This window comes from Mucilaginibacter lappiensis (assembly GCF_900155965.1).
Lineage (GTDB): Bacteria > Bacteroidota > Bacteroidia > Sphingobacteriales > Sphingobacteriaceae > Mucilaginibacter > Mucilaginibacter lappiensis.
The window spans coordinates 58,826-71,769 of record NZ_FTMG01000001.1 but is presented as its reverse complement, the minus strand read 5'-3'; the positions used below and the strand labels follow the sequence as shown (position 1 = coordinate 71,769).

General features: G+C 39.4%; 6 protein-coding genes. 3 read left to right on the top strand and 3 right to left on the bottom strand.

Annotated features, from left to right (window positions below; all coding sequences use genetic code 11):
• From BW976_RS00310 to BW976_RS00300, 3 genes are all read right to left on the bottom strand, one after another.
• Positions 1 to 2,739, bottom strand: a complete 2,739-nt coding sequence (locus BW976_RS00310) for a bifunctional YncE family protein/alkaline phosphatase family protein (RefSeq protein ID WP_076369272.1) — start codon at positions 2,737 to 2,739, stop codon at positions 1 to 3.
• Positions 2,740 to 2,829: 90 nt separating this feature from the next.
• Positions 2,830 to 4,035, bottom strand: a complete 1,206-nt coding sequence (locus BW976_RS00305) for a right-handed parallel beta-helix repeat-containing protein (protein ID WP_175614001.1) — start codon at positions 4,033 to 4,035, stop codon at positions 2,830 to 2,832.
• Between the two features lie 13 nt (positions 4,036 to 4,048).
• Positions 4,049 to 6,775, bottom strand: coding sequence for a TonB-dependent receptor (locus BW976_RS00300; protein WP_076369268.1), 2,727 nt, complete (start codon positions 6,773 to 6,775; stop codon positions 4,049 to 4,051).
• Between the two features lie 345 nt (positions 6,776 to 7,120).
• Between BW976_RS00300 and BW976_RS00295 the strand changes: the two genes are divergently transcribed.
• The 3 genes from BW976_RS00295 (at position 7,121) to BW976_RS00280 (ending at position 12,703) form a co-directional block, all read left to right on the top strand.
• Entirely contained in the window at positions 7,121 to 9,523 is a 2,403-nt protein-coding gene (locus BW976_RS00295; protein WP_084192053.1) for a TonB-dependent receptor, read from the top strand.
• A gap of 1,541 nt (positions 9,524 to 11,064) precedes the next feature.
• On the top strand, positions 11,065 to 11,658 hold the full coding sequence (locus BW976_RS00285; protein ID WP_076369262.1) for an RNA polymerase sigma-70 factor: 594 nt from the start codon (positions 11,065 to 11,067) through the stop codon (positions 11,656 to 11,658).
• Between the two features lie 13 nt (positions 11,659 to 11,671).
• Positions 11,672 to 12,703, top strand: coding sequence for a FecR family protein (locus BW976_RS00280; protein ID WP_076369260.1), 1,032 nt, complete (start codon positions 11,672 to 11,674; stop codon positions 12,701 to 12,703).
• The last annotated feature ends 241 nt before the right edge of the window (positions 12,704 to 12,944 follow it).

Here is a 12,944-nt window from a genome sequence, read left to right as displayed (position 1 = left end):
CTATTCTTTATCATCATCTGTATCCTTACCGGCAAGTTTAGCAGGGTATACTTTCTTTCCTTTCGCCGCATACCATAATATCCTGTTCATTACATCATCATTTCCACCATCAATATGATCATACTCGGTTTTGGAGGATAGTTGCGCAAAATGCAGGGCAGCACCTTTAAGCGCAGCTAATTTAGGATTGATATTATTTAAGGGGATGAGGTTAGGGAGGCTTTGATAGGTATAATGAGCGGGTTTATTGGTAAAACAATCAAACATGGGCAATGCTGTTGCATCAATAATATTCATGGGCGGTAAACCCAGTATCTGCTCGATAGAACGTACTATACATGTTTGGTTATAGTTTTTACTCACTTTGCTTTTTAACCGGCTATACGGGCTGATCACAAAGCCCGTGGTACGGTAGGCAGATACATGATCCCACCCCGCCTGTGAATCATCTTCAGTAACAAATATCACCGTGTTTTTCCAGAAACGACTTTTGGATACAGCCTCAACAATGCGGCCAAGAGCAAGATCGTTATCAGCTACCATTGCGTTTGGTGTTGGGTAGCCTGGCCTCGTACCTACAGTATGATCAGCCGACAGAGCCATAACCATCAGCTCGGGTAATTGGTCGCCTGGCTTTTTTTCATACTCATTCAACTCTTTAATAAAGGCGGTTGCCCTGAGTTGCTCATTGATCTTATGTTCATCAGAGCCCGGATAGTTTTGCGATAGCATAGGCCTAACCCGCGATATGGTGCTCGTATTGTTAAACACGAAGGGTTTACCGGCTTTATAATTATCATAAATATTTGTCCAGCTTAACTTATTGTCAAAATGAACTGCGCAGGCCTCACCATATATCCTAACCGTTTTACCATGATCGGCGGCGTTGTTCCAGATAAAGCCATTACCGTCATAAACCAATGCATCTTCCTGCACGTGCGGGTAACTCCTGAACCATGATCGTACACTTTTTTCGACATAATCGGTAACCATAGCAGCATCGGTCCATTGATGCCCTTCGGCCGAACATTTCCCCGATACATAATAATTATCAAGCAGTAAAAAATTCCGTGCAAGATTATGTTGATTTGGGGTAACGCTATCGCCATAAATACATAAAGATTTAGCTCCGTTGCCCTCGGGCATATCACCCAAAACCTGATCATAAGTCCGGTTCTCCTTTATAATATACAGCACATGGTTAAACACCGAGGGCTCCCCAATACGCTCAGGTATTGGGCGGGGGGGGACATTTTTACGCGGCAGTAGGTTGGCTATTTGCTGTCTGAAGCTCAGGTTAAGGTTCTGTACCTTTTTTGTATATTGTTGTAGCTGATTAGCATCAGGAATATTGATAATAGAAACCGTAGCCTTTTGATGGTGAGAGTTATATGCTGCGGGGCCGTTCTCTGCCACTTCACCGCCTAAACCTGTTTGTCCAATTTCCTTGCTGCTAATACGTGAGCCTTCGCCTTCCAGGTTGGTTACAAATAAGGTATTGCCATCAACGGCAAGGCCTCCCGGATAAGCCTCAGTTGGGATAAATCCCTTTACTTCACTTTTACCAGATGTTTTATTTGCTGCTTTTGAACCAAGTTTTACCACAGCTACCGCATTATCCAAACCGTTAGCCACATATAGAACCGTGCCATCGGTATTTATAGCCAGGGCATTTGGCGTATCACCTATATAGCTTTTTTTGCCAGGATTTAATTTTATATCTATGGCGTCGACATTTTGAAGGGAATTTGCGGATATAACCGAAACTATATCGCTGTTTCCGTTGGCAACATATACAAAAGCTTCATCGGTACTGCTAATGATTGCGTTGGGATGTAATCCAACGGGTATCTCTTTAATAATATTGCCTTTATTCAAATCCATTACCATAACGGTACCTTGTGCGGTTGCCCCGGTTTTTGGATCAATATAGGTTTTACCGTAAGGCACGCCTGCTGTTTCCCGGTTTATAGTATCCACTGCTTCGGGACCGGCCCAATTGGTAACAAAAGCTTTATTTTTAGCTATTACAATGCCGTAAGGAGCTACACCTGTGGCTTTTGTCCAGACAGTTTTATTGGTTGTCAGGTCAATTTTTACTAACTGATTATTACCGTTTAGAACCACGTATAAATAGTTGGTTCCGTTTTCATTATTGATAGCCAGATCATTTGGCAATGCTAATGGCGATTCCCCCTCGGCCTTGAAACTGAAAGTATTTTTAATGCTGATCTTTTCGCCATCCCAAATGGCCTGAAAAACGTACGATTTAGAATCTTTACCCTTACCTGCCGCCGCGCTCCAAAAAATCTGTGTCTGATTATCAGTCTTTAAAACCTTCAAACCCGAATAGGTGCTTGTAAGTCCTCTGTACTGTGTACTCTGCTTGTAGGTCCACCGGGTGACAACCTTTTTTACAACGGTATCAATAAGCGTTATCCCATACCTGTCTTCTACAGCAATAAGCCTGCTGCCGGGTATAAGGCGTACATCCATGCTGTGATTTTCATCATCGGCGTCGCCAAAAGCTATTACTTTACCTGCTGGGTCAATAATCCTGTTGTAGGGCATTAAAACAGGCAGTATACTACGATTAAGCGTACTATCATCATAGGCGCTATGCATATTAACCTGCTCATTTCCGGCAGACTGTTTATTACTGTTTAAACGGTGACACGCCATAAGCGAAATAAACAAACCAACGGTTGGCATGCCGAACAAAAAGTATTTTCTAATCATAAGTTACAGTACTGATTTTACTGTGAAGTAAAATTATGGTATTAGCTTAAATTAAAACTTAAAGAATGCCAAATAAATCGTCATTGTTACTTAGTGTTGATTGCCTTTACCATCAGAGGTATAGGCCCCCAGATCAAGGTTGTATTTGGTATTCCCTGCGCTAAAAGCCGGTGAGGAGCTTTGTAAGCGAAAATCGTTCGTATTAGGATAACCGTTTGGTGCAGCAACTGTACCGTCAAACTTCATAAACAAGGGATCATAATTACCTATTTTTTTTGAAATGAGATCTGTAGGTTGTGGTTTACCCAAGCCGGATGCCGGGTAAAAATTATCCCTGATATTGATCTTCTGTGATGGGTCAACCAAATCAGCATAGGTATCAACAGTAGCGTAAAATAGGTTATTTCCATAAGTGGTATGCACCAGATCGCCATCATTGAACAGCTCAATACCATGATAACAATTAACGATGATATTATTATAAATATGCCCGATAGCATTAACTCCAACAGAAACGGCACGCCCCGGTTCGGCAGAACCCCTTCGCCACCCGTTAGATACCAGGGTATTATTATAAACATCCACCTCTGTTTGCGGGAATGGGATGCTGGCGCTGGTTTCCAGCTTAATGCCACTACCCGCCTGACTGAATACCACATTATAGGCTACAACTCCTTTAGCGCCTGACTTTAAGTTGATGCCCTCGCCATCAGTACTTCCTGATGAGCTAATGGTATTTCTGAGTATGGTTACAGTGGCGTGGAAAAGTCCCATCAGGTCATCCTGTCCATTGGTAAACCAGGAATCTTCAATATCAACGGGGATAGCATTGTTAACAACGATGGTTCTTCTGGCACTTCCTGAAGCGTCCGGTCCCCCGGTATTATCTATGTGTGTCCATTTAATGGTGATGGCTTGTGCACTATCCGCCTGAAAACCGCCCCAGGTGCCGGGTTTGTTTAGATCAGAATTGAAAAATATAGGCTGATCCTTGCTACCCAGTAATTGTAATACACCCTGGATAGTGAATTGTGCATTATTTTTAACAATAACGATGGCTCCCGGCTGCGAGGCCAGTGTATCACCTTTTTTAACAGTTACATCACCAGTTACCGTGTAAGTTTCGCCCGTTAATAAAGTCCCTTTAACAAAACCACTGATATTGCCGGGGGCAATTGGACTGGAGGCAGGAATCTTGATCTTAGTAAATGTGGTTACTTCCTGTTTTTTGCAGGAATTCAATATAATGGTTAGCAAATAGCCAACTATTAACAAATAATGATATCTTTTTTTCATTTTGATTTTATGCTTAGCGTGCGTAACGGAAACCAACATTAAAGCTCACATTGGATACATCTCTGGATTGTATCAGGTTGCTGATCTTAATGGTAGTTGGTGTATTTAATAAGTTATTGACTTTTGCGATGAGTACAAAATGTTTGCTCACTTGTTTTTCTCCAGATAAGGCTAAAAAAGACTGCGGCTGCTGATAATAATCATAACCGTAATTGCCATAAACCAGGTCGAGGGTTTTACTGGTATAGGTATAAGCTAATTGCACAAATGCTTTTTGCTTGTCATTTTTATATAGTAAGGAAAGATTAACCACATCTCCGGTCTGGCCTTGTAGTGGCCTGCTTTGTAACTTGGGTACTGAAGTGGTAACACCAGACGCATCGGTAGAAGTGTAGATCTTGGTGGTATTGATATTAGAATAAGTATAGGTATAATTACCGGATACCCCAACATCACCAAAATACCTGCTGTATACAACCTCTGCGCCGGCAACTTTAGCAGTCCCGAAGTTTTGTGGTGAGGTGTTAAGCTGACCGCCGGAAAGGGCATTTAGGGCAAACTCTATTGGATTTTTAATGTTTTTATAAAAACCGCCCACAAAAAACTGTTCTTCCTTACCCGGATATAGCTCATATCGCAAGTCATAATTATCAGCCTCAGTATGTTGTACGTAAGGATTACCGGTAACATCAGTGCTTTCGCCAAAGGTAGGGGTAGGTACCAGCTCATATAATGCAGGGCGAGCAATGGACTTAAAGTAAGATGCCCTTAGGTTTGCTTTGTCGTTTAGTTTGTACTTCAAATTTAAGCTAGGCAAAACATCGGTATATGTTTTTTTTGCATTACTCCTGATATCTAAAACTACCGGATGTGTATCATATCCTTGCTCCGTTCCTTCAATACGTACACCGCCGGTTATATCCAATTGTTCAAGTGTTAACTTAAATTCTCCATACCCGGCAGTAATGTTTTCATAAGCGGTATAGTTGGCCTTATCGCTTGTTAAGGAGCCGGTTACATCATATACCAGCCAGTCAGCAGCATAAATATCTGTAAAAGGGCTTTTTACACCATTTGCCGTAGGAGTTGGTCTTAAGGTATATTCGTTTTGCGTGTTATATCGGGTACTGTGCCTGTACAAACCTCCGGCCTTCAGTTCAACAGAACTTTTTTCTCCCAGTGCCGTTTTATAACTCAGATTGGCCATCGCGCTCAGATCCTTATTGCCACTTTTTTGCCATATCCTGGAAATATTATCGAAGTAATCAGGTGTACTGGTCAAATCCGGATTGATCAGGTGATTGATGGATATATCTGCCCGGTCTGGTGCATTTTGTGTGGCGTTGGAATAAACGCCTGTCCAGTCAAAAAGAAAATGTTTTGAAAGCACATGTTTGCCGTTCAATTTCAAGTTCTCTACATATTGATTCTGAATATTTGACCGGTTATCATTAAACACGGTTCCCGTACCCGGCCCTAATCTCCCTCCATTACCACCTAGAATAGAAGTATCAATACTCAATCGGGTCTGAGCGATATGGGTATATAGGAAAACATTATCCAGGCTTATCTTATTTTTGTCATCAACTTGGTAATCTAGGTGAGCTGACAAACCATTGTTCAGTTGTTGGGTAGAGTAGGTGCGATTCGCTACATCAGATATTACGGGCTGGAAATTTTTCCCGGGACGTGTATCCAATTGAGCAATATTAAACTGTGAATTGGTACCATAATACTGGTTCTGATAGCTATCAGCAATAATAAAACCCAATTTATTCTTTAGGAATCTTCGGCCATAAGTGAAACCTAATAATGAGGTTAGGGGTGCATTCTTCTTTTTAAAGTCCAGATTAGCTCTGGAGAAATTACCAGGATTTGCTTTATAAGATGAACCAAATCTATCAGCCGGACTTTGTTTTTGAACGGCACCGTGATCAAAATCATCAAATTTCCTGTTGAAAAATAGAGCGCTATAACCAATAGCGCCATTAGCAGTAAAATATTCGTACTCTGGCGCATCTTTAAACACAAGATTCACAGTGCCGCCTATGGCATCGCCTTCCATATCCGGGGTTAAGGTTTTACTAACCTCAATTTTCTCCAAAAGATCTGAGGGGACTATGCTCAGCGATACAAATCTAGATATAGGGTCCGGACTAGTAACTTTTACACCGTTAATTAACGTATTATTATAGCGTGGCTCCAACCCTCTGATAATGGCATATGCTTCATCAGAACCACTGTTTCGCTGAATGGTTACTGCCGAAACCCGTTGCAGTGCATTAGCTGCATTAATATCCGGCGATCTTTGCATGGCTTGTGCCGAAATTACATTGGTAATATTACCCGCGTTTTTCTCCGAACGACGGGAAGACGATTCAGATTCCGCGTTAGCTTTGGCATACACACTTATCGCTTTTAGTGATTCGGTTTTTTCGGTAAGCGGCATATTTAAAGTCAGCGTTTGCCCTGCAGAAAGCTCAATATGCTGCTCATAATCCTTGTAACCAATGTATTTTACTTTGACTTTATAGGATCCCGGTGATACACCGCTGATCTGGTAATGTCCAAAAGCATCGGTAATTGATCCCCCTTTTATACCATCAAAGTGCACATAGGCACCGCTTAGTGGTTCTTTGGTGTTTTCATCCATTATTTGTCCCTTCATAGTAGCATTTTGGGCCGCGGCTACGGAAGAAAGAAAAAGAAAAACAACAATCAGGTAAAGTTTATTCCTCATATGTTCAAGTGATTTTTTTGCAAATCACTTGGCCAATTTGGGAGAAATGCTGAATAAACTACAGTAATTTAAATGTTAACTTATTGGTAATCAAAATTTAATATTTGAGTTCTGGAAAGGGGATAAAGACAATTATTCGGTGATTAATGAGGGAATAATTTAACCTGGATAGCATTCCCTTCACCGGTAGGATTGACTGGTCTATTGGATTTGTTCTTAATTAAACTTAGTCTAAATAATTGTAAAAATCACCCGTGTTGTTATATTTGCCGAAAATTAGAATCAATCTAAATAAATATAATGACGCAAACTTACTTTAAAAAAATTAGCCTTTTACTTTTATGCATGTCCTGTAATCTGGCTGTGACTTATGCGCAAACACTTGTCGGTAAAATTTCGGGAATCATTAAAACTACCGATGGCAAGCCGGCCCCGGGTGTCGCCGTAACCCTGGTGTCATTACATAAAACTACCCTGACCAATGAAAACGGTACTTATATCCTTCAAAATATTCCGGCAGGGACCTATTCTTTGCAAGTGACCCTCGTAGGTACTGCCGGGGCAAGCCGGGAAGTAGTTGTTAGCGCAAGTAAAACCAGTAATACGGATTTTAATTTGGCAGAGAGTTCCGCTCAATTAAAGGAAGTAAGTATTACCTCGGGTAAAACATTAAATAACCGCCCGGTATCACTAAATAAATCTGGTATCCGCCCGTTCGATTTGCCGCAAAGCACAGGCGTAGTGAGCAGTACCGTAATAGCAGATCAGCAGATCAACCGGCTGGGTGATGCTGTACGGAATGTTAGTGGAGTTACTTTGACCCAGACCCGGGGCGGAGTAGGTGAAACTTTCACGGCTCGCGGCTATAGTATCGGTATCACCGGCGGTGCAGGCAGCATTTTTAAAAATGGGGTATTGGTAAACACCGCCGGTTTCCCGGAGGCAAGTACGCTGGAATCTGTTGAAGTACTTAAAGGCAGCTCAGCCTTGATGTATGGTAATGTTTCAGGTGGATTGATCATCAATATGATAACCAAAAAACCTCAGTTTGAAACTGGTGGAGAAGTATCTATGCGTTATGGCAGCTATAACTATTATAAACCTACTGTAGACGTTTACGGACCGCTATCCAAAGACCTGGCTTTCCGTACTATTGCAACCTATGAAAATGCAGGCAGCTATCGCAATGGGGTAAAAACAGAACGTACCTATGTGAATCCTTCCTTATTGTATAATTTAGGAAAAAGTACCACCATTATCCTGGAGGGAGATTATTTAAAATCAAACCTTACCCCAGACTGGGGTATTGGTTCGCTGAATAACGGGCAGGCCATCCCGACAATGGTACCGCGCTCACAGTTTATCAATACTTCCTGGGCTTATAGCCACATGAACCAGTATTCCAGCTCCCTGACCATCAATCATACCATCAACGATAGCTGGAAATTAAATCTCATCACCTCTGCACAAGGAACCAATATTGATTCCTATCAATCGAGCCTGCCAAATAGTGTAAGTGCCACCGGTGAATGGAACCGGGGCTTGGCGCGCGCCAACACTCATGAGGGAGATTATACGGCCCAATTAAACCTGACCGGAAAATTTAAAACAGGCAGTATCGGTCATCAGATTTTGATAGGTAGTGATGCCGCTAAGGTTGTTAATGTGACGAACGGTTATAGCATCAATGGCCAAAACATCAGCAGTTATGTTTATGACAAGATCAATACAATAGATTTGAACAAATATACCCAGCGTACCGATATCCCGAATGCAGTTGACACGAACCGTACCACAGCACCAGTCTATCGCTTTGGTGCTTATGTGCAGGATCTAGTTAGTTTAACAGATAAATTCAAAGTATTGGCTGGTGTACGCTGGTCGTGGCAGCAAACCAATCAAACAAATATTAATTATCTTCAAAAAGGTACCAATGGATTGGGTGTTGCGGCCACACGATATGATCGTGCCTATTCGCCAAAAGCATCATTGATCTACCAACCGGTAACAACAACATCTATTTATGCTAGCTACAGCAACAATTTTATTGTAAACACAGGTACTGATGTAAGTACAGGCCAGGGCCTAAAACCGTCTACATTGGATCAGTATGAAGCCGGGGTAAAAAATGAATTCTTTAACGGAAAGTTATCTGCCAACTTCAGTATCTACCGCATTGTTAATAACAACCTGGCTGTGGTAGCACCTTTCAAGGCTGATGGTGTAACTGTTAACAGTGATAACACTATAAAAACATTTAGCGGACAAACTACCAGTGACGGTGTAGAAGTTGATGTTACGGGTAACCTTAGCAAAAACTTTTATTTTATTGCTGGTTACGCGTATAACAATGCGAGGTATACCAAAACATCTGGTTTAAAAGGTTCTAATATTGAAGGCGAGCCTTTAGTAATTAACCCTAAGCATACCGCAAATGCCAGCATTTTTTACACATTTAGTAATTCATCACTCAGAGGATTTAAGGTTGGCGCCTCAGCTTTTTATACGGGATCCCGTTTAGCGGGCTACAATAACGTAGTTGGTCAAAACCAGGCATATAGCCGTTTGTTGCCGGTAGGTGGCTATGCTACGCTTGACCTTTCGGCCGGTTATACTTATAAAAAATTATCTTTACTGGCGCAGGTGTCCAATATTACCAATACACTCAATTATCTGATTCATGATAATTACAGTATCACACCAATTGCGCCGCGTCAGTTTTTGACAACACTGGCCTATAAATTTTAAATTAGCCCTGATCAATTTAAGCCCTGTTCTTGTCAAAGAGCAGGGCTTTTGTTTTTTATCCGATCCCAATTAAATTTCAAAGTCAGACTTAAGAATGGTATTTGTACAAAGAACTGCTAATGAAGATAGGCGGGGAGAAAGATACTGGACACCGACTCTATGTCTTCAAGTAATTGAGAGTATCGGAGAAGAATTGATAAGGGACCGTCTAAAAGAGATTTATAAAGAAAAGTTCGCGTCCAGCTTAAATATTGATGTAAAATTAGATGCTTTAAAAGCCGAAGTAGCCCTATTGGAATATGATCGACATCGATAAGTGTCACAATAAACAGGTCAATCTGCGCGCCACGCAAACTTACCTTACGCAATTTCGGCAACAAATACTCCCGGTAAATGTTAGGATAGCCACAATCAATCAGAATATTCTTTTGTTTACCCGGGCTATTGCAAGTAATCAATAGACAATCACCAGTCAACTTAATAAATAGTCTTATGGGTTTATTGTTGTTCAATTTTACAATCGAATGACCCTTAATTTCTTTGTAGACTAAAATGATGAAATATATAACTTGCTGTAAATAAGATTATTGTAAATTTATGATTGCCAATTCCCCTAAGCGGAGTCGAATCTGTTTTCTTTTTAACATGTTGATTATCAGTAGTTTGTGTTTTATTAAATAATAGAATATTGATACAAATACAGGCTTTAGTTGCAATAAGAAGAGTTTTAACAAAAAAAAACTATTTAACTGTCTTATTTACAGTGTGTTAAATTGTTTTTTTTTCTATCCGTATCCCTGAGCGGGAATACTTTGAACACTTAGAGAGCTTTCTACGGCTTATAGAGCCCATAATCCAAGATTTGAAAGTTAAGGGCTTTATAAAATAGGGGGAGAGATTTTACTGTTTTGAGTTTTAACAGGCCTTAAGTGGGTACATTTATAATTTACATATCGGCTCCTATTATGGAGATATTATCTGCTGACTGTATGTGGTTTTAGGGTTGACGCTAGGTTTCTTGTCGGCGATGTTGTGACTTAGAAGGAAGCGATTTTAAACAAGGGATATCTCCCAGTATCATTTGCAACAAATGTCCAAAGCAGATTGATGAATGACCGACTTGTCGCCCGGCCTTAGCGTATTTTTAGCCTCATAATTAATGGATAGGATCGCCTGTTTTTCATTAATTCTCAATACCGAGTCCTGCCTTTTTTCGATCAGCATTTTTATCCGCTGCGATTACTTTAGTAAGATCAGCGTTTTCCTACTCGCCAAGATGTGTTTGATTGCGTTTATTATATCGGGTATTTTGCCTTCAGAACAGGCGTTATATATAAATAATAGAATCAGTAGTGATCCCATCATACTTGCCCCTATCTTTTAAAATGAAGTTTTTTCCTTCCGTTTTTTCGTTGAGACGGGGGCAGCTAATTTTAGTCATATAGATATTTAAAAAATATTTATTATAGTAAAATATTATTCTACAGTACATTTGCGTTTTAATTCAATTAAAACCCCAGAGTGCTTTCTTAGCCGTTTATATGATTGTAAAAAATAAGGATGATAACACTTCAACTAAATACGATGGTATTTACAAGGAAGACATATCGTCTTTTGAGCATTTCTATAAATCAAATTATAAAAAATTGCATTTGGTATCTTTTAGGTATACTAATGATCATGAACAGTCAGAAGAAATTGTTCATGATACCTTTCTTAAAATCTGGGATAATTTGGAATTACTATCTTCTATAAAAAATATCGAAGCATATCTGTTCCGTTCGGTAGTTAATGCATCACTTGATTTTATCAAAAAGTCGAAGAGAACAGTCTCACTACAGAAAACATTTCTCGAAAATTCCGAAACGATAGAGTGGGAAGAAAATAATTTTGATGAACTGGAAAATCGTTTAAAACTGGTAGAAAAAGCGGTAGAACAATTACCGCCAATTTGTAAGAAAGTATTGCTAATGAGTAAATATGATAAACTTAAACAGCAAGAGATAGCAGATACCCTAAATATCTCTATAAAAACTGTCAAAAACCATTTAACCTATGGATATAAAAAAATCAGAGAATTTATAAATTCAAGTAAAGCCTGGATTTTGATTTTTATTATAGTACTTTTTGAATGATTTACAGTCATATATGCAGATGATGGAAAATAATTTTGATAGCACTCCATATGAACTGATCGTAAACAGTTTTAGCAATTCACTTTCGCCTGGTGAGATGCAGGAGCTTGATGCCTGGTTAGCATTGTCGGCCGAAAATGTAAAACTTTATAACGAAATTGTTGCCATCAATCATGATTTGGATTCATTGGCTCATCAAAATCGTTTAAATACAGATGAATCATGGGTGAGATTTAAAAAGTTATCGGAAGATAGAAAAGTAGTAACTTTAACTAACCACAATAACGGAAATTTATACTCGGCAAAACATAACCATACGTTTTGGATTGCCTCTATCGCTGCAACATTAGTGGTAGCTCTAAGTATTGTTCTGGTAATGTGGCGTTCCAGGAATAATGATATTACTATTCTTCAAACAAAAGTAAACCAACATCTGAAAATAGTTTTACCTGATGGGAGCAAGGTTCAGTTAAACAGCAATTCTGAAGTTAGCTATTCCAAAAAAGCTTTCTCTCTGTCCAGAGAATTAAAACTTGTTAAGGGTGAAGCTTTGTTTGAAGTAATTCATAATGAAAAATATCCGTTTGTGGTTTATTCGGGTGTTTTGAAAATTAGGGATATTGGCACTATATTTAATATTAGAAATGGGAAATTAGCTACTGTTGTTTCCGTTATTTCAGGAGAGGTAGCCCTCTCAGAAAAAACGGATAAAGATTCAATTAAACTAATGGCAAATCAGGAAGCGATCTATAATGTCTTTTCAAAAAACATACAGGTGGTTCCCCAGAAGGACTTAAATACCACTTCCTGGCTTGACAAAAAGTTTAGATTTATAAAATGCCCCTTAGAAAAAGTTGTTGAGCAGTTACAAAACGCTTACGAGATCCGTATTTGTTTATCAGACAAGGATTTGGAAAACAAGGAATTGACTGCTTCATTTAACAATGAGTCAATTGAGGATGCTCTTAAAGTAATTAGTGGGTCCTTGAATATAGATTTTGAAAATAAAAACGGAATTTATTATTTGACGAGCAAAAAAATCTGATGTATTAATTAAAGTGCAGCCCCATCTTTATTGCTATTTTAAAAAACAACTATGGTTCAGATTTATTCTGATCTTTAGTCTTTTGTTTAAACTGCCTCTATATGGGCAAACGAATAATTTAAATATAACTTTTGAAAGAAGCTCTATAAGTGATGCGCTTACCAGATTAATAGTTGAAAAAAAAATCAACCTTTCTTTTGATCCTGGGATAATACCTCAAAACATAAAAATAACCCATCGG

Bases quoted from the DNA above. Each gene is read 5' to 3' on its own strand.
- BW976_RS00295 (WP_084192053.1), top strand. From the start codon at position 7,121: ATGTCCTGTAATCTGGCTGTGACTTATGCGCAAACACTTGTCGGTAAA.
- BW976_RS00280 (WP_076369260.1), top strand. From the start codon at position 11,672: ATGCAGATGATGGAAAATAATTTTGATAGCACTCCATATGAACTGATC.
- BW976_RS00300 (WP_076369268.1), bottom strand. From the start codon at position 6,775: ATGAGGAATAAACTTTACCTGATTGTTGTTTTTCTTTTTCTTTCTTCC.
- BW976_RS00310 (WP_076369272.1), bottom strand. From the start codon at position 2,739: ATGATTAGAAAATACTTTTTGTTCGGCATGCCAACCGTTGGTTTGTTT.
- BW976_RS00305 (WP_175614001.1), bottom strand. From the start codon at position 4,035: ATGAAAAAAAGATATCATTATTTGTTAATAGTTGGCTATTTGCTAACC.
- BW976_RS00285 (WP_076369262.1), top strand. From the start codon at position 11,065: ATGATTGTAAAAAATAAGGATGATAACACTTCAACTAAATACGATGGT.